This is a genomic window from Hymenobacter sp. UYP22 (assembly GCF_040547285.1).
Taxonomy (GTDB): Bacteria; Bacteroidota; Bacteroidia; order Cytophagales; family Hymenobacteraceae; genus Hymenobacter.
In genome coordinates this window covers 502,660-524,332 of record NZ_JBEPPK010000002.1, presented here as the reverse complement: position 1 = coordinate 524,332, position 21,673 = coordinate 502,660, and the positions used below count along the sequence as shown (strand labels likewise).

At 60.5% G+C, this 21,673-nt stretch carries 16 protein-coding genes and 1 riboswitch; of the genes, 9 read left to right on the top strand and 7 right to left on the bottom strand.

The annotated features are described in order from the left end of the window. Nucleotides 1-64 precede the first annotated feature (64 nt). Nucleotides 65-3,799 (bottom strand): methionine synthase, encoded by a 3,735-nt coding sequence (gene metH / locus ABIB60_RS05670; RefSeq protein ID WP_354578341.1) that lies wholly within the window; start codon nt 3,797-3,799, stop codon nt 65-67. Between the two features lie 73 nt (nt 3,800-3,872). Continuing rightward, nucleotides 3,873-3,986, bottom strand: a riboswitch (SAM riboswitch). A 442-nt stretch (nt 3,987-4,428) separates the two neighbouring features. Here metH and ABIB60_RS05665 point away from each other — a divergent pair. The 5 genes from ABIB60_RS05665 (at nt 4,429) to ABIB60_RS05645 (ending at nt 10,550) form a co-directional block, all read left to right on the top strand. Then, nucleotides 4,429-5,550 carry a PA14 domain-containing protein gene (locus tag ABIB60_RS05665; RefSeq protein ID WP_354578339.1) on the top strand — a complete coding sequence of 374 codons (1,122 nt, stop codon included), beginning with the start codon at nt 4,429-4,431 and terminating at the stop codon, nt 5,548-5,550. Between the two features lie 105 nt (nt 5,551-5,655). After that, nucleotides 5,656-6,660 carry an SDR family oxidoreductase gene (locus ABIB60_RS05660; protein ID WP_354578337.1) on the top strand — a complete coding sequence of 335 codons (1,005 nt, stop codon included), beginning with the start codon at nt 5,656-5,658 and terminating at the stop codon, nt 6,658-6,660. A gap of 85 nt (nt 6,661-6,745) precedes the next feature. After that, complete coding sequence (locus ABIB60_RS05655; RefSeq protein WP_354578335.1) at nt 6,746-7,336, top strand: gluconate 2-dehydrogenase subunit 3 family protein; 591 nt, start codon at nt 6,746-6,748, stop codon at nt 7,334-7,336. Nucleotides 7,337-7,442: 106 nt separating this feature from the next. Continuing rightward, complete coding sequence (locus ABIB60_RS05650) at nt 7,443-9,134, top strand: GMC family oxidoreductase (protein WP_354578333.1); 1,692 nt, start codon at nt 7,443-7,445, stop codon at nt 9,132-9,134. A 78-nt stretch (nt 9,135-9,212) separates the two neighbouring features. Then, nucleotides 9,213-10,550 (top strand): family 1 glycosylhydrolase, encoded by a 1,338-nt coding sequence (locus tag ABIB60_RS05645; RefSeq protein WP_354578331.1) that lies wholly within the window; start codon nt 9,213-9,215, stop codon nt 10,548-10,550. A gap of 75 nt (nt 10,551-10,625) precedes the next feature. Here ABIB60_RS05645 and ABIB60_RS05640 read toward each other — a convergent pair whose 3' ends face one another. Further along, nucleotides 10,626-12,134, bottom strand: coding sequence for a catalase (locus ABIB60_RS05640; RefSeq protein WP_315997340.1), 1,509 nt, complete (start codon nt 12,132-12,134; stop codon nt 10,626-10,628). Nucleotides 12,135-12,251: 117 nt separating this feature from the next. Between ABIB60_RS05640 and ABIB60_RS05635 the strand changes: the two genes are divergently transcribed. From ABIB60_RS05635 to pulA, 4 genes are all read left to right on the top strand, one after another. After that, nucleotides 12,252-13,181, top strand: a complete 930-nt coding sequence (locus ABIB60_RS05635) for a LysR substrate-binding domain-containing protein (RefSeq protein WP_354578329.1) — start codon at nt 12,252-12,254, stop codon at nt 13,179-13,181. A gap of 103 nt (nt 13,182-13,284) precedes the next feature. Further along, nucleotides 13,285-13,896 carry a TlpA family protein disulfide reductase gene (locus tag ABIB60_RS05630; RefSeq protein ID WP_354578327.1) on the top strand — a complete coding sequence of 204 codons (612 nt, stop codon included), beginning with the start codon at nt 13,285-13,287 and terminating at the stop codon, nt 13,894-13,896. 68 nt (nt 13,897-13,964) lie between these two features. Beyond that, on the top strand, nt 13,965-14,714 hold the full coding sequence (locus ABIB60_RS05625) for an alpha/beta fold hydrolase (RefSeq protein ID WP_354578325.1): 750 nt from the start codon (nt 13,965-13,967) through the stop codon (nt 14,712-14,714). Between the two features lie 60 nt (nt 14,715-14,774). Beyond that, nucleotides 14,775-16,784 carry a type I pullulanase gene (pulA, locus tag ABIB60_RS05620; RefSeq protein WP_354578323.1) on the top strand — a complete coding sequence of 670 codons (2,010 nt, stop codon included), beginning with the start codon at nt 14,775-14,777 and terminating at the stop codon, nt 16,782-16,784. 173 nt (nt 16,785-16,957) lie between these two features. Here the strand turns inward: pulA and ABIB60_RS05615 are convergent, their stop codons facing one another. The 5 genes from ABIB60_RS05615 to ABIB60_RS05595 all read right to left on the bottom strand — a co-directional run bounded on the left by ABIB60_RS05615 (nt 16,958) and on the right by ABIB60_RS05595 (nt 21,607). Then, nucleotides 16,958-19,249 (bottom strand): patatin-like phospholipase family protein, encoded by a 2,292-nt coding sequence (locus ABIB60_RS05615; protein WP_354578321.1) that lies wholly within the window; start codon nt 19,247-19,249, stop codon nt 16,958-16,960. A 336-nt stretch (nt 19,250-19,585) separates the two neighbouring features. Continuing rightward, entirely contained in the window at nt 19,586-19,927 is a 342-nt protein-coding gene (locus ABIB60_RS05610; protein WP_354578319.1) for a DUF2752 domain-containing protein, read from the bottom strand. A gap of 79 nt (nt 19,928-20,006) precedes the next feature. Further along, nucleotides 20,007-20,324, bottom strand: coding sequence for a CD225/dispanin family protein (locus tag ABIB60_RS05605; protein WP_354578317.1), 318 nt, complete (start codon nt 20,322-20,324; stop codon nt 20,007-20,009). 86 nt (nt 20,325-20,410) lie between these two features. Continuing rightward, on the bottom strand, nt 20,411-20,590 hold the full coding sequence (locus ABIB60_RS05600; RefSeq protein ID WP_354578315.1) for a DMT family protein: 180 nt from the start codon (nt 20,588-20,590) through the stop codon (nt 20,411-20,413). Between the two features lie 39 nt (nt 20,591-20,629). Then, entirely contained in the window at nt 20,630-21,607 is a 978-nt protein-coding gene (locus tag ABIB60_RS05595) for a zinc dependent phospholipase C family protein (RefSeq protein ID WP_354578313.1), read from the bottom strand. Nucleotides 21,608-21,673: the final 66 nt, after the last annotated feature.

Below are 21,673 nucleotides of genomic sequence, written 5' to 3'. Positions count from 1 at the left end.
GTCAGCGGGCTAGGATTGATGAGATTATTGGAGGGCGGAAATGCGCGCTGCGTAGCCCAGGGCTTCAGCCTTGGGATGTCGGGACAGGCACAGCCGCCGGCTCATAATTCAGGTTAGGCATCAGCCAGCGTTCCAGTTCCGGCAGGGGCATGTGCTTGCGCTCGGCTATGTCGGCTACCTGGTCTTGACCAATACGGCCAAGCCCGAAGTAGCGGGAGTCGGGGTGGGCGTAGTACAGGCCGCTCACTGAGGAGGCCGGGTACATGGCCAGGTTTTCGGTGAGGCGGATGCCGGTTTTGGTTTCCGCGTCGAGCAACTCAAACAAGGTGATTTTCTCGGTGTGGTCGGGGCAGCCGGGGTAGCCGGGAGCGGGCCGCACGCCCTTGTATTTCTCCTGAATGAGGTCTTCGTTAGACAGGTTTTCGGCCGGGTCATAGCCCCAGAACTCCTCCCGCACGCGCTGGTGCAGGCGCTCGGCAAAGGCTTCGGCGAGGCGGTCGGCCAGGGCCTTCATCATGATGCTGGAATAGTCATCGTGCTCGGCCTCAAACCGCTCCAGGTGTTTCTCGATGCCAATACCCGCCGTCACGGCAAAGCCCCCGATGTAGTCGGCCCGACCGGTTTCGCGCGGCGCCACAAAGTCAGAGAAAGCTAGGTTGGGCACGCCGGCCGCTTTTTCGCTTTGCTGGCGCAGGGTGAAAAACTCGGTTTGCACTTCCTGGCGGGTATCGTCCTTGAACACCTGCACCGTGTCGTAGCCGACGGTGTTGGCGGGCCAGAACCCCAGCACGGCGCGGGCCGTGAGCTGCTTCTCCTCAATGATGCGCTTGAGCATGGCTTGCGCGTCGTTGAAGAGTTGGGTGGCGGCCTCGCCCACATTCTCGTCGGTGAGGATGCGGGGGTAACGGCCTTTCAGCTCCCATGTCTGAAAGAACGGCGTCCAGTCAATGTATTCGGCTAGCTCGGCCAAGTCGTAGTCTTCCAGGGTTTTGGTGCCCAGGAAAGTCGGCTTCACGATGGGCGTGGTTTCCCAGTCGGCCTTGAAGCCATTTTCGCGGGCGGCTTCAATGGTGAGGTAGTTTTTCTCGCGCTGGCGGCCGGCGTAGTCTTCACGGAGCTGGCGGTACTCCTCACGCACGGTGCGGGCGTACTCGACATCGGCGGAACCCAGCAGCGCGGCGGCAACGCCCACCGAGCGGGAGGCATCATTCACGTGCACGATGGGGCCGCTGTAGTTGGGGGCAATCTTCACGGCGGCGTGCAGGCGCGAGGTAGTGGCACCGCCAATGAGCAGTGGGGTTTTGAGGCCGCGCTTCTCCATTTCCTGCGCTACGTACACCATTTCATCCAAGCTCGGCGTAATCAGGCCACTTAGCCCGATGACATCTACCTGCTGCTTCTGGGCTTCGTCGAGGATGGTTTCCAGCGGCACCATCACGCCCAGGTCCACAATGTCGAAGTTGTTGCAGGCCAGCACCACGCCCACGATGTTCTTGCCGATGTCGTGCACGTCGCCTTTCACGGTGGCCAGCAGGATTTTGCCGGCGGTTTGCCGGTCGCCGCTTTGCTTGTCGGCCAGCAGGTAGGGCTCCAGATAGGCTACGGCTTTCTTCATCACGCGGGCCGATTTCACCACTTGGGGCAGGAACATCTTGCCGGCGCCAAATAGGTCACCCACCACGTTCATACCGGCCATCAATGGGCCTTCAATCACCTCCAGCGGGCGGCCTACCAGCTGCCGCACCTCCTCGGTATCCTGGTCGATAAACTCAGTAAGACCTTTTATCAGAGCGTGTTGCAGGCGTTCCTTCACCGGCAAACTGCGCCAGGCGTCGGCCACCACTTCCACTTTGTCTTTCTGCTTCACCGTGTCGGCGAAGTCCACGAGGCGCTCGGTGGCATCGGGGCGGCGGTTAAGCAGCACGTCTTCCACCAGTTCCAGTAGGTCCTTGGGCACCTCGTCGTACACGGCCAGCTGGCTGGGGTTCACTATGCCCATATCCAGGCCGGCCCGAATGGCGTGGTACAGGAACGACGAGTGCATGGCCTCACGCACCACATCGTTGCCGCGGTACGAGAAGCTGATGTTGCTGACGCCGCCGCTGGTGAGGGCGCCGGGCAGATTCTGCTTGATCCAACGGACGGCTTCGATGAAGTCCAGCGCGTAGTTGCGGTGTTCCTCCATACCGGTGCCCACGGTCAGGATGTTGGGGTCGAAGATGATATCCTCGGCCGGAAACCCGACTTCGTTCACCAGAATGTCGTAGCTGCGCTGGCAGATTTCGATGCGCTTCTCGTAGGAGTCAGCCTGGCCGTTTTCGTCGAAGGCCATAACCACCACGGCCGCGCCGTATTGGCGCACGGTGCGGGCGCGCTGCTTGAACACTTCCTCGCCTTCCTTCAGCGAAATGGAGTTGACGATGCTCTTGCCCTGCACGCATTTCAGGCCGGCTTCTAGCACGCTCCACTTCGAGGAGTCAATCATAATCGGCACCCGCGAAATGTCGGGCTCCGAGGCAATGAGGTTCAGGAACGTGGTCATGGCCTGCTCGGAATCCAGCATGCCTTCGTCCATGTTCACGTCAATCACCTGAGCACCGCCTTCCACCTGGTCGCGGGCTACTTGCAGGGCTTGCTCGTAGGCACCGGTACGGATGAGGCGGGCGAAAGCGCGGCTACCGGTCACGTTGCACCGCTCACCCACGTTCACAAATAGGCTTTCCCCGGTGATGCCGAACGGCTCCAACCCGCTCAGGCGGGTGGCCTGGGGCACTTCCGGCAAGGGGCGCGGCTCGTACTTTTCGGCCAGCTTGGCTAGCTCGGCAATGTGCTGGGGCGTGGTCCCGCAACAGCCGCCCACCACCGTCACGAGCCGGTCGGAGAGGTAGCCTTCTACCACGCCCGCAAACTCCTGCGCCGACTCGTCGTAGCCGCCAAAAGCGTTGGGCAAACCGGCGTTGGGGTAAGCGGAAATGTGTACGTCGGCAATACGGCTCAACTCCTTGATGTACACCTTGAGCTGGTCGGCCCCGAGGGCGCAGTTCAACCCCACACTCAGCAGCGGCAGGTGGCGAATGGAATTCCAGAAAGCTTCTACCGTCTGCCCGCTCAGCGTGCGGCCCGAGGCATCCGTAATGGTACCGGAAATCATGACGGGCACCACCCGGCCACCTTCGTCGAAGAACTTCTGCACCGCGTACAGCGCGGCTTTGGCGTTGAGCGTGTCGAAGATGGTTTCGATGAGCAGCGCGTCGGAGCCGCCGTCAATCAGGCCGCGCACCTGCTCGTGGTAAGCGGTGGCCAGCTCGTCAAAGGTCACGGCGCGGAAGCCAGGGCGGTTGACGTCGGGCGAGAGGGAGGCCGTGCGGTTGGTGGGGCCAATGGCCCCGGCTACAAAGCGTGGCTTGGCCGGATTCTGAGCGGTAAACTCGTCGGCGGCTTCCTTGGCCAGCCGAGCTGACTCGTAGTTCAACTCATATACCACGTGTTCCAGCGCGTAGTCGGCTTGGGCAATGGTGGTGCCGCTGAACGTGTTGGTTTCCACCATGTCGGCCCCGGCGGCAAAGTACTCGGCGTGGATGCCCTTGATGATGTCGGGGCGGGTGAGGCTAAGCAGGTCGTTATTGCCGCGCAAGGGGTGCGAGTGGTCGGCGAAACGGGTGCCCCGGAAGTCCTCCTCGGTCAGCGGGTGGCGCTGAATCATGGTGCCCATGGCGCCGTCCAGCACCAGGACGCGCTGGCGCAGAATGTCGTAGAGGGGCGAGTCGGGGCGGGCGGAGGCGGTGAGAACGGTCGGCATATCGGCTCTTCTAAGGAAAATCAGCGGCGAAAAGTGCCTATCCAGAAAGAGCCGGGCGCGGAGGCCGGTTCCGTACTTATCTTCTTTCAAGGCCCGCAAAGGCCTTGAAAAGGGAGTTAGCACCTTGTTTTATTTCAGGTTGCTAAGACGTCATTGGGCCCAATCCCTCGGTCTTTCTGGATAAGTAACACAGCGAAGATACAGCGCAAGCCGCTAAAAACAACAAGCCCGGCCGTTGGCACGGCCGGGCTCTAAGCAAGGAGTAGTGAGGTAGCTAGTCCTTTTTGATGCAGTTGGGCACGGTTTTACCGTCTTTCTTCTTGGTACCGGCTTGCTCGTAGCCTTTCCAGCAGGGGTCTTTTTTGGCGGAGGTTTCTTTCTTGTCAGCCATGGGATGGGGTGGTTTGTTAGTTACGGGAGAGGTACCGGGGTGTACGCAGGAGTGGGCCGCCGAGTTGAACTGGGCAGGCGAGGGGGGGCGGCGTCTGCTGTCTTGGCCGGGCCCGGCCTATGCCCGGGCCGGCAGAGCAGGGCGTTTGGTGGAATGGGACAATGATGCGCTGAGTGCTTCGTTGAAATGAAAGGCAGTTTGCCTAGCTTGGGTCTTCCTTATCACTTCCGCTTTTATCATGCTACCACTATCCTATGCCGCCGGGGTTGCCGCCCTGCTCCTGGCACCGCTCCTCAGCCCCGCCCAGACCCTGACGCCGCGCGGCCTGACGGGCACGTATTACCGGGGACAGAATTTCGAGCGGGCCGTACTGACGCGCATTGACAACCAGCTGGATTTTGAGTGGCGCAAGCTGCCGCCCGCCCCGGGCGTGCCGGCCGAGCATTTCTCGGTGCGCTGGACGGGGTTTCTGGAAGCCCCCGTGACGGGCCAGTACGTGCTGCACCTGACCGTGGACGACGGCGTGCGGGTGTGGCTGGACAACCAGCTGCTGTTCGACTCCTGGCGCGACCAGTACTTTACCAAGGGACAGGCCCGCGTGCGGATGGAGGCCGGGAAGCGCTATGCGCTGCGGGTGGAGTATTATCAGAACGCGCTGGACTCCCGGCTGCTGCTGGCCTGGCAGCGGCCCGACGCGTCGATGGTGGATTTCTTCGGTAGCCAATCCAACGTTCAGCCCATTCCAACGCGCTACCTCTGGTCGGCGCGGCCAGTGCGGGTTAAACTCACCAACGCTGCTGATTCGGCGGCCTATCTGGTCGCCCGGCGGGGCCGTATCAAGTCTACGCCTGTAAAGGCGGCCCTGGTCATCGGGTACCGCCCGCGCCCCACGCCCGCACCGTTGCCAAAACCCACGCCCGTTCTGACTACCAAACCAACTCCCCGGCCCGTCGTGGCCAGCCGGCCGCGCCCGCCTAAGAATGACCGGCCGGCGCTGGCGGAGCTGGGCAACCTGGCCAAAGGCGCGGCCGTGGAACTACCCAACCTGTACTTCACCCAGAGCACCGCCGAGCTGCTGCCTTCGAGCCAGCCCATGCTCAACGAACTGGCCCAGACCCTGCGCCGTCAGCCCGCTCTGCGCCTGGAAGTGGCCGGCCATACCGATAACGTGGGCGAGGCCCACCTGAACCTGCGCCTCTCCCAGCAGCGGGCCCAAGTGGTACGTCGCTACTTGGTCCGGCAGGGTATCGATTCGGTGCGGCTGACGGCCGTGGGCTACGGGGGAACCCGGCCGGTGGCCGATAACCGCCAGCCAGAGCAGAGGCCTCGAAACCGTCGGGTGGAAGTAATAGTGCAGTAATAGCCTGAGCTGCCGCGTGTACGTACATCAATTTGGCCAAGGCTCAACAACCTCAGCAGTTTCGCGTAAGGCATAAGCTCAGCACTATTCCTTACCACTTCCGCTATGGCTGCAAAGAAAGCTGCGACTCCTAAACAAGACGCCACTCCCGCAAATCCTATTCCCGCCAAAGCCGCCAAAACGGCCGCTACGCCCGCCGCCAAACAGGCGTCCAAAGTTGCCGCCGAAGTGCCTGAGCCCGTGAAACGCCCCACGGCCAAGGACATGAAGCAGCACGCCCAAACGCTGCCCTACCCCGCCAAACAGGCCGACATGAAGCTGCAGCCCGGCATGAGCTTCAGTACCTACCGGGCGGCTGGCAAGCTGCAGGATAAAATTGCCCTCATAACCGGTGCCGACTCGGGCATTGGGCGGGCGGTAGCAGTGGCGTTTGCCATGGAAGGAGCTCACGTGGCTGTTCTCTTCAACGAAAACGTGGAAGATGCCGAGGAAACCAAACGGCTAATAGAAGCTCAGCAGCGCCGGTGCATTCTGCTGCAGCTGGATGTGCGTGACCCGGAACAGTGCAAGCAAGCCGTGCGCCGCACCCGCGCCGAGTTAGGTGGCCTCAACATTCTGGTCAATAACGCGGCCTTCCAGATGGCCCAGGAGAAGTTCGAGGATATTTCGGAGGAGCAAATCCGCCGCACGTTCGATACTAACATTCTCGGCTACATCTGGATGGCGCAAGCCGCCATTCCTCACTTCAAGCAGGACGACTGCATCATCAACACCGGCAGCATTGTAGGCCTCACTGGCATTCCTATTCTGGTGGATTACGCCTGCACGAAGTCGGCCATTCATGCCCTTACCAAAAGCCTAGCTACTTATCTGGGAGAAAAGGGTATCCGGGTGAATTGCGTGGTGCCCGGCCCCGTCTGGACGCCCAACATTCCCGGCACCATGCCCCGGGAGGAGGTGGAAAAATTTGGCTACGAGGTGGCCCTGGCCCGCCCTGGTCAGCCTGAGGAGCTGGCTCCTGCCTACGTGCTGCTGGCCTCCCAGGACGGCTCCTTTATGACTGGCTCCCTGGTGCACGTTACCGGCGGCAAAATGAGCAGCGACCAATAAGTAAACGGGTGAAGCGGTGAAGTTGCGAAGCGCCGTTGGCCAGCAGCTGCCTTTCACAAGTTCGCAAACTCTCCACCTCACCCCTATGAAATATCCCCAAGGCACCGTCCGGGCGCTGCTTGATTCCGAGCATGTGACGCCCGCCACCAAAGCGGCGCTGGAAGCCCGGCTCACTATTTCGACAAACTATGTGCCGCAGTTTTTCGACGCCGATACCTACCAGTTGTTACGGGCCGTGGCTGCCCGCCTTTTCCCCCAGCCCGAACGGGAAGCGCCCATTGAGCTGGCCCCGAACGTGGATAAGCGGCTGGCGGAAGGCCGGGCCGATGGCTGGCGCTATGATGTGATGCCCCCCGACCGGGAAGCCTACCGGCTGGGCCTGGGTGGTATCAATCAGGCGGCCCAGGCGCAGTTTCAGCAGCCGTTTATGGAGCTTAATGAAACCGCCCAGGATACTGTGCTGGGGCAGTTGGCGGCCGAAAAAGCGTCGGGTGAAAACTGGGCGCAAGTGTCGCAGAAATACTTTTTTGAGGAAATGCTGGCCGAACTGACGGAAAGCTACTACGCCCACCCTCTGGCCCAGGAGGAAATAGGGTACGTGGGCATGGCCGACCAACCCGGCTGGACGCGCATCGGCCTCAACGAGCGGGAAGACCGGGAACCTGCTGAGAGTTAGTGAGTCAGTGAAATGGTGAGTTTGATGGTCAAACTGCATCATGTAAGCTGCTTACGTCGATGGAACGTCCAACCCACCATCTCCCCACTTCACCATTTCACCGCACATGCCCGAAGAAGAAGTACTCGAAGAAGGCGTGCTGAACCCGGTTCAGCCCGAAATACAAGACCCACTGCTTAAAAATATTCTGGCCGAGAATGAGGCGGCCCCGGCCGCTACCCCTACCGAGCAGGAGCAACCAGCTGCCCTTCCTGATTTTATTGAGGAAGTAGACTGCGTGGTAATTGGTACTGGTGCGGGTGGAGCGCCCCTGCTGGCCCGGCTGACTATGGCCGGTTTAAAGGTGGTGGCCCTGGAAGCCGGCCCACGCCGCGACCCGACCAAAGACTACGCCACCGACGAGAAAGCCCAGAACTTCCTGTTCTGGAATGATGAGCGCCTTTCGGCCGGGCAAAACCCGGTGGCTTTCGGTAAAAACAACTCCGGCACCGGCGTGGGTGGCTCCACGTTGCACTACACCGCCTACACGCCCCGCGCCCACCGTGGCGACTTAAAGCTGCACACCGACTTTGGGCAGGGTGTAGACTGGCCGTTTGGTATCGAAGAGCTGGAGCCGTACTACGAGGAAATAGAGCACTTTCTGGGCATATCGGGTCCTACGCCTTACCCCTGGGATGCTGGCCGCCGCAAGGGCTACCCGCTGCCTCCGCTGCCACTCAATGGAGCGGCCCAGCTTATGGAGCGAGCCTGTGCCCAACTCGGTATTACCACCTCTCCGGCGGCCAACGCGGCGTTGTCGGCGCGCTATTACCAGGAGGGCATTGGCTGGCGTGAGGCCTGCACCAACCGGGGCTTTTGCCAGGCGGGCTGCAACCGGGGCGCCAAAGCCAGTATGGACGTAACCTTTCTGCCCTTGGCGGAAAGCTACGGGGCCGAAATCAGGGCTGATGCCTACGTGACCGAAATTGAGCGCGACGCCACCGGCCGCGTAACGGGCGTGGTGTATGAGCAGCACGGCCAAACGGTGCGTCAGCGTTGCCGCCATCTGTTTTTGTGCGCCGGGGCCGTAGAAACGCCGCGCCTGCTCATGCTCAATAAGCTAGCATTAAGCAGCGGGCACGTTGGCAAAAACTTTATGGCTCACCCCGGCATGCAGGTCTGGGGTACTTTCCACGAAGATGTCCGGCCCTACAAGGGTATTCCGGGTGGCCTGATTTCCGAGGACACCCACCGCCCCAAAGACGCCGATTTTGCCGGAGGGTATTTGCTGCAAAGTATAGGGGTGATGCCCGTTACGTTTGCCACCCAAATGGTGCGCCAGCGTAAGCTGTGGGGGCAGCCCCTGCGCGACTATATGCGGAGCTACAACCACGTGGCCGGCATTAATATTCTGGGTGATTGTCTGCCGCACGAGGCCAATTTTATGGAGCTCAGTGAGGAGAAAGATGCGCGCGGCCTGCCCAAACCCCGCCTGCACTTCACGGCCCAGGAAAACGAGCAGCGCATGAACCGCCACGCCGAAAAGCTGATGCGGCAGATTTGGGAAGCGGCCGGCGCCACGGATATCTGGGCGTTTGAGCGCTACGCTCACGTCATTGGCACGGCGCGCATGGGCCTGAGCGGCGACGATGCAGTGGTGAACCCGGATGGTAAAGCCTTTGATGTGCCCAACCTCTATATATGTGATAACTCCGTGTTTCCCAGCGCCCTGAGCGTGAACCCGGCCCTCACCATTATGGCCCTGAGCCTGCGCACTGCCGATAAGTTTCTGGAAGCGCAAAACCGGCTGGATACCTGATTTGGGTTGTCAGTTACTGGTTGTCAGACTCTGATAGCAACCCGCCGCTGACACCCAGTAACTGACTTCTAACACGTCATGTCCAAGAATTTTCTTACGCACATTAAAGACCGGTTCGGCGACGGCCGGTATGAGGGCGACCAGTTTGGTGGGGCCGGTGGCCACGATGGTACGGGACTGCCCACCGGCACGCCCGGCAACTTCATGTTTGCCACCGGTGTGGAGTGTTCTTATCCTACTATTGCCAACGGTACCATCCGGCGCGATTTGCTGGCCGAAACCGACCACTACAACCGCTACAGGGAAGACCTGGGGCTGGTGAAGGAAATGGGCCTGAAGGTGCTGCGCTATAATCTGCCTTACTACCTCATTCACAAGGGACCCGGCCAGTTTGATTGGGAGTTTGCCGATTTGGCCATGGCCGAAATCAAGCGCCTCGGCATTACGCCTATTCTGGACTTAATGCACTTTGGGGTGCCCGATTGGATCGGGAATTTCCAGAACCCCGAGCTACCCGTGCACTTTGCCGAGTACTGCGGGGCCGTGGCCCAGCGCTACCCCTGGGTACGGTTTTATACCCCCGTCAACGAAATTTACGTGACGGCCCGCGCCTCTGCCAAAGATGGTATCTGGAACGAGCAGCTCAAGGATGATCGGGCTTTCATCACGGCCATGAAGCACATTACGGCGGCCAGCATCATGGGCAATCAGCAAATTGCCCGCTACCGCCCCGACTGCATCATCGTGCAAAGCGAATCGGCGGAGTACATCCATGAAATGCGGGCAGTGGAAAGCGCCGAAATCCGGCTGCAGAACAAGCTGCGCTTCTTGTCTCTGGATTTGCTGTACGCCCACACCATTGACGCCGAAGTGCTGCTTTACTGCCTCGACAACGGCATGACCCGGGAAGAAATGAAGTGGTTTATGGCTGGTGAGCCGCCCGGCTACCAGATTATGGGCAACGACTATTATGGCCGCAACGAGAAGATAATCAAGCCCAATGGTGACCTGTGCGAGGCCGAGGACGTGCTGGGTTGGTATACCATGACCAAGCAGTACTACGAGCGGTACCGCAAGCCCGTGTTCCACACCGAAACCAACACGTTTAATGCCAAGGATGCCGAGTGCTGGCTCTGGAAGCAATGGGTAAACGTGCAGCGTATTCGTCAGGATGGGGTGCCGGTGGTCGGGTTTACCTGGTATAGCCTCCTCGATCAGCTCGACTGGGACATCAGCCTGCGGGAAAAGCGTTTGAAGGTAAATGCCTGCGGCCTCTACGACCTGGACCGAAAAATCAGACCGGTGGGGGAGAGCTACAAGATGATGATTGAGGAGTTTGGCCAGATTACCGTTGTGCCCCACGCCGAAATGTTCGAATTCACCAGCCGCCCCGCTACCCTCAAAGTGGAGAAATAGTAACGCAGTTTTAACCCGAAAGCGCCCCCTCACACGTGTGAGGGGGCGCTTTTGCGTGTTGCCTTATGCAGTTTCCTATACCGCAGCAGCGGGAGCGTGTTCGGCGGGCATTTCGGCATCTACGCCCAGGCCTTTAGCAATGGCCATGCCCAAGCGTACATCGGCCCGGAACCAGTGGCACAATTGGCGCTGAGTGATAAGGTCCTTTTTGGGGCCTTCGATGCCGCTCATGGCACCTACCACGTTGGCAATCAGGTTCTGTTGGGCCTGCTTGTCGAGGAGGCGGAACAGGTTGCCGGCCTGGGTATAATGGTCGTCGTTGCCGGGGCCTTCATTCCGGTCGTAGCGGGCGGCAAAACCGTCGAGCTCCTGGGCAGGCTCACCCTGGGTTTTGTCTTCCTCTGGGCCATCGAACGAGTTGGGGAAGTAGTTCGGGCCGGGGCCGCCGTTGGCACCCAGGGCCATCAGGCCGTCGCGCTGGTAGTTGCTGAAGCCGAAGGGGCAGGCGTTTACGGGCAGGTGCTCGTAGTTGACACCCAAGCGGTAGCGCTGTGCGTCGGGGTAGCTAAGGATGCGGCCTTGCAGCATCTTGTCGGGCGAGTAGCCGATGCCGTCTACCACGTGTGCCGGGGCAAAAGCGGCCTGCTCTACGTGGGCGTGGTAGTTTTCAGGCACCGCGTTCAGCTCCATCACGCCAACTTCTTGCAGCGGGAATTCGCCTTGGGGCCACACTTTGGTGAGGTCGAAGGGGTTCCAGCGGAAGTCGCGGGCCTGCTCCTCGGTCATGGTCTGGATGAACATGGTCCACTTCGGGAAGTTGCCGTTGTCGATGGCGTCTACCAGGTCGTGCTGCGCGAAATCAGCGTCCTCGGCCTTCATCAGCTTGGCTTCCTCGTCGGAGAAGTTCTTCACGCCCTGCTGGGTACGGAAGTGGAATTTTACCCAGGTTCGCTCGTTGGCTGCGTTGATCAGCGAGAAAGTGTGGGAGCCGTAGCCGTGCATATGGCGGTAGCCGTAGGGCGTGCCGCGGTCCGACATCAGGATGGTTACCTGGTGCAGGCTCTCGGGGTTCAGGCTCCAGTAGTCCCACATCATGGTAGGGCTCTTGCGGTTGCTGCGGGCCTCCCGCTTCTGGGTATGAATGAAGTCCATGAACTTGATGGGGTCCTTCACGAAGAACACCGGCGTGTTGTTACCTACCAGGTCCCAGTTGCCGTCTTCGGTGTAGAACTTCAGGGCGAAGCCGCGGGGGTCCCGCTCGGTATCGGCCGAACCTTTCTCGCCGCCTACGGTGCTGAAGCGGGCGAACAGTTTGCACTCATTGCCAACCTTGCTAAATAGCTTGGCGCGGGTCAGGTGGGTGATGTCGTGGGTGACGGTGAACTTGCCGTAGGCGCCGCTGCCTTTGGCGTGCACCACGCGCTCCGGAATCCGCTCCCGGTTGAAATGGGCCGACTTCTCGTGGAAGAAATAGTCTTGCAGCAGCAGCGGCCCGCGGGCACCAGCCGACTGCGTGTTCTGGTTGTCAAAAATCGGGCGACCCGAAGCGGTAGTTAGTTTCTTGGGCTGAGTTGATTCTTCCATGGAGTAGAACGGTTGAGCTCTCTAGTAAGGCGGAGCTTGGCAAAGGTGCGGCAATACCGTTTATAAGTAAAATTGATTGTTGCTATAGGTTTATAGTCTGTATCTATATTTGTGCCCATGACCGTTCAGCAACTGGAGTATGTGGTAGCGTTGGATTCGTACCGGCAGTTTGTGCTGGCTGCCGAGAAGTGCCACGTTACGCAGCCTACGCTCAGCATGCAGCTCCAAAAGATGGAGGAAGAGCTGGGCGTGCTGCTGTTTGACCGTACCACAAAAGGCGTGCAGCCCACGGCCGTAGGCGTTAAAGTAGTGCAGCAGGCCCGGCAAGTATTGCGGCAGGTGCAGCAGCTGCACGAGGTGGTGCAACTGGAAAAAGGCGAGCTGGTGGGGGAGCTGCGCTTGGGCATCATTCCCACGCTGGCACCCTACCTGGTGCCATTGTTTCTGGTGGCCCTGGTGGAGCACTACCCGCAGCTACGCGTGCAGGTGGAGGAGTTGCAGTCGGCCCAGATAATCCAGCGTCTCAAAGACAATCAGCTGGATATGGGCCTGTTGGTAACGCCCCTGGAGGACCGGCAGCTGCGGGAAGTTCCGGTGCTGGAAGAGCCTTTCCTGGGGTACATTTCCCCGGCTCACCCCCTATACCCGCAGGCCACCATTGCCCCGGCCGATATGGGGGAGCCGGGCCTCTGGCTGTTGCAGCAGGGGCACTGCTTCCGGCACCAGGTACTCAACATCTGCGCCCCGGCCCCGGCGGCTACCAACCGGCCCTTCACCTACGAAAGCGGCTCCATTGAAACGCTGAAGGAACTGGTGCGCCACAACCACGGCTACACACTGGTGCCGGAGCTGTCGGTGCTGCAGGAGCTGGATAACCCCATGGTGAAGCGGTTTGCTGCTCCCGAGCCCGTGCGCGAAATTAGCTTGGTAGTACACCGGGGGTTTGTGCGCCTGCCGCTGCTGGAAACGCTCCGTGCTATTATTCTGCGGCAAGTACCGGAGCGTTTACAGGCTGGCAGGGCCAAACAAAAGATCCGGTGGCGCTAAACGGCCCGCGGGGTTTTGGCGACCCCCTTGCTGTGGGCACAGATATTTACAGTACTGGCGGCCAAGTGGCGTGTCTTGAGCAACTTTTTCTGAGTAGAGCATCATGCAACTTTCAAAGTCAACGTGGGGTACCGCTCTGCAATGGGGCGGACTAGCGGCGTTCCTGCTTATTCTGCTCACCGATTTGCGTACACCCGTGCTGGGCGGCGTACAACGGGCTCTGCTGGCTACGGGCCTGTGGCGCCCGGCGCTGCCCGCAGCTCCAGCATCGGCGCCCGGGCAGCCCACTGGCGGCTACCCCCACAATGTGCCCCTGCTTACTCTGGATGGGCAGCCCGCCAACCTGCGCGACCTGCAGGGCAAGGCGGTGCTGGTGAATCTGTGGGCCAGCTGGTGCCCGCCCTGCGTGGCAGAAATGCCCGGCCTACAGAAACTCTACGCGCAGGTAGATAAGCGTAAAGTAGCCTTCGTGATGGTATCCCTGGATCAGAACCATGAGAAGGCCCGCCGCCTGGTAGCGCGCAAGGGTTACACGTTTCCGGTGTATTTCCCCGCGGCTCCGCTTCCCCCAACTTTCGATTCTGAGTCCATTCCGACAACTGTTATTGTGGGCCCCGACGGGCGTATTGCCGCCCGCCATGAGGGCATGGCCGATTACGATACCCCCGAGTTTAAAGCCGCCCTGGAGAAACTAGCCAGTTCAGGCCAGCTGTAAACCCCTCGGCTGCGTATTGCCGCTACACGTAACCGGCTCCGAAAGGGCCTTGCTTTGTACCTGCTCCTATGCCCACATCCTCTTCCGTTGCCTTTGTTGGCCTGCACTACTGGGCGGGCTCCGGCCGCGAGTTTCAGGCCGTAGCCCGCCTGCTGGCACCCGCGTACTCTCTGCTGGCCCCCGACCTGGCCGGGTTCGGCGACGCGCCCCCGCCGGAGGTAAGTAGTTACACTGTGGATGCCTACGCCAACCAGGTAGCGCAGTTTATTGAGGAAAACCAACTAACGCAGTACGTGCTGGTGGGCCACAGCATGGGTGGTAAAATTGCGCTGGCTCTGGCCTCCCGGCAGCCGGCGGGTTTGCTGGGGGTAGCGCTGCTGAGTCCTTCGCCGCCTACCCCCGAGCCCATGACCGATGAGGACCGGATGAGCAGCCTTAAAGCCTACGGTAAGCCCACCGAAGCCGAAAAAAACCTGCGCACCATTACCGTGCGGCCCTTATCAGCAGCTGATCAGCAGCAGATTGTGCAGGATAACCTGCAAAGCGCCCGCCTGGCCTACGATGCCTGGCTGCTACACGGCAGCCGGGAGGATATCAGCGCCCGGATGTGTAACATGGAGGTGCCCTGCACCATTTTGGCCGGCGACCAGGACGCGGTAATGTCGCCCTCGGTGCATGGGCTGGAAACGCTGCCGCTGCTGCCCGAAGGCACGCCCCTTGAAATTATCAGCGGCGCGGGCCACTTGCTGCCCTATGAAGCTCCGGAAGAAGTAGCCCAGCTGCTGCGCGACTTTGCCCGAAAAATCCGGCCGGAGTAGCGGCCCAGTTTCCGGGCGCAGCTTAAACCACCGAACTTGGGGGTTCAATTCCGTACCCCTATGCAACTCCGGATTCTGCTTGCCCCTTTACTGGTCCTAAGTACGCTCACTACCTGCCGTACCGCTCAGGTGGGAGACGTATATGATACCTACCCAACCTACGACGGCCCCGACCTCGGCCTGACCTTTCACCAAGGCCAGGCCCGACTGCGAGTGTGGGCTCCTACGGCCGAGAAGCTGCAACTAAAGCTGTACACCGCCGGAACGGGGGGCAGCCCTGCGGCGGAGTACTCCATGCAAAAATCGACCAGCGGAACCTGGGTGTACACGCTGCCCGCCCAGCCGGCCGGCAAGTTTTACGTGGTGCAGGCCACCATTAAAGGGCAGCAGATGGCCGAAGTGCCCGACCCCTACGTGCACGCCCTGGGCCTGAACGGGCAGCGCGGCGCCCTGCTCGACCCTGCCACCGCAAGCCCGGCGCAGTGGGCCGAAGATGAGCGACCCCGCCTTAAGCAAGCCACCGACGTGATGATTGGGGAGCTGCATGTCCGTGACTTATCCATGCATCCGCAGTCGGGCGTGCAGCAGAAGGGCAAGTATCTAGGCATGGCTGAAACCGGCACGCGTGGCCCGGGCGGCGTTACAACCGGCCTCGACCACCTCACCGAACTGGGCATCACTCACCTGCACCTACTGCCCACCAATGACTTTTCCTCGGTTGATGAAAGCCGCCTGGCCGATAACCAGTACAACTGGGGCTACGACCCGCTGCACTACACCACCCCCGAAGGCTCCTACGCCACCGACCCCGCCAACCCCGCCAGCCGCATTCGGGAGCTGAAACAGCTGGTGCAGGCTCTGCACCGCCAAGGCCTGCGGCTGGTGCTGGATGTGGTATACAACCATACCACGGCTATTTCGCGCACTTCCTTCGAGCAGCTGGTACCCGGCTACTATTACCGTCACCGCCCCGATGGCAGCCTCTCCGACGCGGCGGCCTGCGGCAACGAAGTAGCCTCTGAGCGGCCCATGGTGCGCAAGCTGATTGTGGAGTCGGTGGCGTACTGGGCCCGGGAGTACCACGTGGATGGATTCCGATTTGATTTAATGGGCGTGCTGGATTTGCGCACCATGCGGGCCGTGCGCGTGGCTCTCGACCAGCAGGACCACAGCATTTTCGTGTATGGGGAAGGCTGGACGGCTGGTAGCTCGCCCCTGCCCGAAACCGAGCGGGCCCTGAAAGCCAACGTGCTTAAGCTGGACCGCGTAGCGGCCTTTTCGGATGAGTTACGCGACGGAGTGAAGGGCCACTTCGCCCGCCAGACGGAGCCAGGCTTTGCCAGCGGGCAGCCGGGGCTAGAGGAAAGCGTGAAGTTCGGAATAGTAGCCGCTACTCAGCATCCCCAGCTCGACTACGCTAAAGTAAATTACTCCAAAGCGCCCTGGGCTGCTTCCCCGGCCCAAACCATCAATTACGTGGCCTGCCACGACGATATGGTACTCTGGGATAAGCTGGCGGCCTCCAACCCCACCGCTTCCGAGCAGGAGCGCATCAAGATGGATCTACTCAGCAACACCATCGTGTTTACCTCCCAGGGCGTACCATTCCTGCCCATCGGCGACGAGTTTCTGCGCACCAAGTTTGGGTCCCACAACTCCTACAACCAGCCCGACAGCATCAACCAGATTGATTGGGCCCGGAAAGTGCGTTACCGGCGCGTATTCACGTTTTACAAGCAGCTGCTGGCGCTGCGGCAGGCCCACCCAGCGTTCCGGTTGCCCACCCAGGCGCTGGTGCAGCAGCACCTGGAATTCCTGCCCAACCTGCCGCCTACTACCATCGGCTACCGCCTCAAGGACCACGCCGGCGGCGACGAGTGGAATAACATTGTGGTGCTCTTCAACGGCAACCGTCGGGCTACCCGCTTGGCAGTGCCCGAGGGTACGTACTCAGTGGTGCTAGCCGGCGACGAAATCAACCCCCAGGGCCTGCGCCAACTTAGCCTGGCCGGCGCAGCTGCCGAGGTAGAAATTCCCGCCTCTTCCGCTATGATACTGGTGCAGAAGTAGGGAAGTAGCGCCGAGCTGCCCGTACTTTTCAGGATTGAAGCCCGGGAAGAAACACAAAGCCCTTGATGGCCAGGTTGGCATCAAGGGCTTTCATGTATGGCAGCAATAGAAGCGAAGCAGGCTAAGTCGTTCCCAGAGCTGTTGGCTTACTTCCTAAAGCATCATTTCACTTCCTACTCCAACGACCGGTCCCGGAACAGCACGTAGCCAATGTGGGCGAATACCCCGAAGCGGTGGTTTCGGTCGTCGTAGTGGATGGCTTGCACCGACAGCGGGCCAACCGGCGTTTGATACACCAGCCCAGTCATAACGGTGAGGTAAGGGCGGCTGATAGTTTTGGCCCGGCGCACCAGCACTGGGTTTTCCGGAACCTGCTGCCAGGGGCGCACCAGTAAGTGGGTGAAGGCCTCAGTGCGCCACTCCACGCCCCTAAAAATGCCTTTTATGTACCGTAAGCCTATTCCTGCGTAAGCGGTGCCCCGGTAGTTGTCCAGGAACAAAGTGCGCGAGTCGGGGAGGGGCAGAAAAGCCGCCGAAGTGGTCAGGGAAGATCGGTAGGTGGCAAAGGGCCCCTGCGTACTGGCTACGGCATCCAGCAGAACGCCCCAGGCGTGGGCTTTGGCCCCCACCGAGTCAACTTTACCCAAAGAAAAATACTGCTCCGAAAATACCGACAGGCGCAGCCAGCGCTGGTTGTTGGTGCGGTCGGGCACGCCGTTGGAGGTGGTGCCGGCTTCATACTTCTCCTGGCCCGTAACGCCGCGCAAAGCAAACTCCGCCCGCCGGCCTTTGGTAGCGTATTGCCGGGAGTTCAGGGAGTTACGCTCAAACCGGATGCCGGCCGTGACGCCCTGGAAGCGGTTGAGGTCCAGTTCGTCGGTGCTGCTCACCTCGCGCGTGTTGGCAAACCGGTCACGGTTGGTAAAGGCACCAATGTCCAGTATGTAGCGGCTGCGGTAGTTGGGGCTGATACCGATGTTGAGGGCCGTTTTCAGGTCGCGCTGCACCAGTTGGCTGGTTTCCGCATTCTGGCCCAGCAAGCCACCCGTATCCTGGTAGTTGAGGTTGTTGAAGGTGATAATGGGCTCAAAATAGAGCGGAACCTGCCCTGGCACACTCACCCGGAACGAGCCCTGCACGGCATTGTAAAAGCGCCCAATGGTAGCATTGGCCCGGGCCGTGTACAAGTAACGGTTCAGGTAACGGTAAGCGCCCCCAATGTACACGTTGCTCATGGAGCGCGAAGACAACAGCACGCCCAGGTCGGCGGTGAGGTTGTTCGCCTGGCGGGCATCAATGCTCAGGCCATAACCCTTGTCAGCCGCCGAGTAGCGCACCCGGGGGTATACATTCGTGAAAAAGTCGTTGCTCACGAGGCGGAAATAGCCTTCCTCCACGTCGCTGGGCGTGTAGGTGGAGCCGCTGCGCTGGAAAAATCGACGCACGAAATCCTGCTGCTGGCGCGGCAAACCCTGCACCGAAATCCGGGTGAAATCGGGGCGGGGGGCACGCTGCTGGAACGCCAGCCGCCGCTGCTGCAAGGCCAGGGTATCCTCCCGGCGCTGAATCCGCTGCAGGGTAAGTTGCAGCTTTTCCTCGGCGGCTTTTTCGCCCAGGGCAACCAGGCGCTTCACCCGGCCAAAATCGGCGGCCGTGTAGTCGGTCAGGTCGGGCTGGATAAAGATGCCGTTGGGCCCCACCGACAGGGTATCGGCGGCGTTGGAGCCCAGGAAAACCAGGGTGCTGGTCAGGAGCTGGTCGTCCTTCTCCTTGGGATATTTGCGGTAGGCCACGTCGCCCACGTTTACCCCAATAATAATGTCGGGCTTGAACTCCTGCTTGATAACGCCGGTCGGGAAGTTGTCAACTACTGCCCCATCAAAGAGGTAACGCCCATCTTCCTGACGAATGGGACGAAAAGCCAGCGGGAAAGCCATGGAGTTGCGCACTGCATCGGAGAGGGAGCCGCTGCGTTGTACCACCCGCTGGCGCGTGAACACCTCCGAGGCCACTGCGCGGTAGGGTACAAACAGGTTGTCGAAGTTGTAGTCGGCAATGGCTCCGGCCGGGGCCAGCATGGTGGCCAGCTTATAGTTCAGGGTGGCGTCGTTGATGATGCGCGGCGTAACCCGGGTGCGAAAGGCCGAGTCGATGGACAGGCCCAGGTGCAAGGCAGCCGGGGAGGGGTCGGCATCGTAAAAGTTGAACACCTTGCCCTCCAGCGGGCGGTTAGCCACCCAGTCCTGAAACTCGGGCCGCATTACAATCTCCTCAATTTCTCGGGGAGAATAGCCCGCCGCATACATGCCGCCCACAATGGCCCCCATACTGGTACCCACAATGTAGTCGATGGGGATGCGGTTTTTCTCCAGCACTTTCAGTACGCCTACGTGGGCCAGGCCTTTCGCTCCGCCCCCGCTAAGCACCAAGCCTACTTTCTGGGCCTGAGCAGTAAAAGTGGCCAACAGCCACGCACACAAAAAAACAACGGCGCAAGTACAGTTACGCATATAAGCAGAGGGGCTATAACGGGGAGAAACCCCGGGAGTGGGGCGCGTTTCCTACGCATACCATACGGGCAAGTTGCCTGATCAAAGCTGGGCCGTACGCAACGCTCGGCGTACGCAGGTTCCTGCTGGCCCAAAGTACCTGCATCCTCCGCCAAGGCAAGCCGGTTCTGCAGCCCGCTGCCGCAGCTAATGGTCTGGCAGAAGTTGGCGCGGGCAGAAATAAAAAGCGCACCACGACGGGGTGGGCGCGTGCCGGCATTGTGCTGGCCTCGTCGTTACTAAGCTGTCCGTTCAGGGAGCTAACCAGGCCTGCAACGGCCCAGGCAGGTTGCGGAGCAGCGTGAACACAACCGTAGCCGCTACCACTGCCCAGCCAAACCAAGGGCGGTACAGGAGCGTGAGCCGGCGCGGGGTACCTCGCAGGCTGCTACTTATTTCCTGCACGGCCCCAAACAGCATAACGGGGGCGCACAAGGCCGCCAGCAAATTATGGCCTGCGGCCACCTGCAAGCGGCCGTGCAACAGTGCGTGCAATGCCCGCTGGGTGCCACACCCCGGGCAGTGCAGGCCCGTGAGCCAGTTCACGGGGCAGCGCGGAAATGGGTGTTGGGCGGGGTCGAGGCGGAAATACAAAACAGCCAGTGCCAGCCCGGCCAATAGGCCTAAAGCTGTTACACTGGCTGTTTTCGATACGGAAAGCCGAAAAGCCAAATTACCGGCCGCTGATGCCGTTCAACATGCCGGCGCCTACTCCCATTACTACCACAAATACCACGTATAGCACGCTTAGTACGGCCCAGGTGATAAGCGAGTATTTTACCCACTGCCCGGCTTTGCGCGAGGCATCCAGGGCACCGGCGTAGTCACCTACTGCCACGCGGGAGTTTACATTGGCGGCATTCACAATGGCTACGATACCGAAGGGTAAGCAGCAGAAAATGGTAACCAGAATAGACTCTACGAGCCAGTTTTTGGGTGGCGGGCCGCCAGCGGGCGGTGTAGGCGTAGAGGAAGCGTAAGGTTGTTCCATGAAAAGATAGAGGTGAGGGAAAGAATGCCGGAAAATAGATATTCTTCCGGCAAATATCCTACACTGCTTTCGGTATTCACCATTTCTTAAACGCACACTGCTAGCATCAACGGCCGGAAACCAGCTAGGTAGCTCCAAGCCAGTTTATTGGTTTCGAGTACGCACACGGTACACAGCGCACATACCGCTAGCAACACCACGCTCTGGATGGCTTTAAACTGAACGAGGCTGATTCCAGGTGTTAACCAGTTTCCTGAGCCAAACACTTATCAGTTTTGCTTACCGGAGTGGTTTTGATGGGCCGCTTAGTCCTCGTGGCCCGCTACGGGCTTGGCGGGAGTTTGCTCGGTTTGCTTGGCTTCCAGGGCCAGGCGCTGCTTTTCTTTCTCGGAGGGGGAGCGGGGGAGCGTGCCCAGGTCGGGCTGGCCGGCATCTACCCAGGCCGTGTACCAGAACGCGCCCACCAGCCGTAAAGCCAGGCGCATCTGCCGCTCCACCTGCCCGTTCAGGCGCTGGTGGTACTCCCGGGCAAAGTCGCGGGAGTAGGTGCGCACCGTGAGGTTACCGCGCTGCTCGAAGCCGTACTTGCGGTCCTCGGGCGTTTTCAGGCTCAACTCCCGCTCAAACCGCAGCACCGAATCTACGGCCGCATTGGAGCGGGCCACCACCGCCCAAATGGCATCGGTAGGCCTGTCGAGGTAGGGCGCGGGGCCAGTGAAAAAGTCGTATCCGCTGCTGAGCAGCTCAGGCAGACGGCTTTCCCAGAGGCCATGAATGCCGCGCTGCCCGGTAAGCTGTCCGTTGTAGTTGTGCGTGGTATGCAAAGGCACGCAGGCATCGGCCACGTAATGCCCCATATCGGCCGAGAGGTGCAGAATCCGGTCGGCATCGTGGGCCTGGAAGGCGGCCGTCAGCTGCCCCTTCATGCGGGCTACCTGCCAGGGCACAATGCCGTGGCGCAACAGGGAGTCTTCACCCAGCAGGGCCACCGCGTCGGCGTAGGAGCGGGGCAGTTTGGTCAGGGCCGAGTCGCCGTACACATCCACGTCCAGAAAATGGCGTGGCGCCTCGCCGGGCACCACCGTGCGCCGGGAGTCGGGCCGGGTAGCGTTGTCGGTCAGATAGTCGATGTTGGCTTTGTAGAAGCCAATCATTTCGGGCGGCAGCGTGTACACCGCCAGCCGGTTAATCAGCCGGTGCCCGAAAAACCCCCAGGCCTGCGCCGAGGAGGCCGTAAGCAAAACGCATAGTATAGTCAGATGATAACGGGATACTGATTTCATGGGACATAAGGTAACAAGCTCAGCTATAAGAAAAAACTGTCATCCTGAGCATAGCGAAGGGCCTGC

What these genes read in the sequence shown, in the direction of transcription:
- metH (WP_354578341.1), bottom strand. Translation starts at nt 3,799, where the DNA reads ATGCCGACCGTTCTCACCGCCTCCGCCCGCCCCGACTCGCCCCTCTAC.
- ABIB60_RS05665 (WP_354578339.1), top strand. Translation starts at nt 4,429, where the DNA reads ATGCTACCACTATCCTATGCCGCCGGGGTTGCCGCCCTGCTCCTGGCA.
- ABIB60_RS05660 (WP_354578337.1), top strand. Translation starts at nt 5,656, where the DNA reads ATGGCTGCAAAGAAAGCTGCGACTCCTAAACAAGACGCCACTCCCGCA.
- ABIB60_RS05655 (WP_354578335.1), top strand. Translation starts at nt 6,746, where the DNA reads ATGAAATATCCCCAAGGCACCGTCCGGGCGCTGCTTGATTCCGAGCAT.
- ABIB60_RS05650 (WP_354578333.1), top strand. Translation starts at nt 7,443, where the DNA reads ATGCCCGAAGAAGAAGTACTCGAAGAAGGCGTGCTGAACCCGGTTCAG.
- ABIB60_RS05645 (WP_354578331.1), top strand. Translation starts at nt 9,213, where the DNA reads ATGTCCAAGAATTTTCTTACGCACATTAAAGACCGGTTCGGCGACGGC.
- ABIB60_RS05640 (WP_315997340.1), bottom strand. Translation starts at nt 12,134, where the DNA reads ATGGAAGAATCAACTCAGCCCAAGAAACTAACTACCGCTTCGGGTCGC.
- ABIB60_RS05635 (WP_354578329.1), top strand. Translation starts at nt 12,252, where the DNA reads ATGACCGTTCAGCAACTGGAGTATGTGGTAGCGTTGGATTCGTACCGG.
- ABIB60_RS05630 (WP_354578327.1), top strand. Translation starts at nt 13,285, where the DNA reads ATGCAACTTTCAAAGTCAACGTGGGGTACCGCTCTGCAATGGGGCGGA.
- ABIB60_RS05625 (WP_354578325.1), top strand. Translation starts at nt 13,965, where the DNA reads ATGCCCACATCCTCTTCCGTTGCCTTTGTTGGCCTGCACTACTGGGCG.
- pulA (WP_354578323.1), top strand. Translation starts at nt 14,775, where the DNA reads ATGCAACTCCGGATTCTGCTTGCCCCTTTACTGGTCCTAAGTACGCTC.
- ABIB60_RS05605 (WP_354578317.1), bottom strand. Translation starts at nt 20,324, where the DNA reads ATGGAACAACCTTACGCTTCCTCTACGCCTACACCGCCCGCTGGCGGC.
- ABIB60_RS05595 (WP_354578313.1), bottom strand. Translation starts at nt 21,607, where the DNA reads ATGAAATCAGTATCCCGTTATCATCTGACTATACTATGCGTTTTGCTT.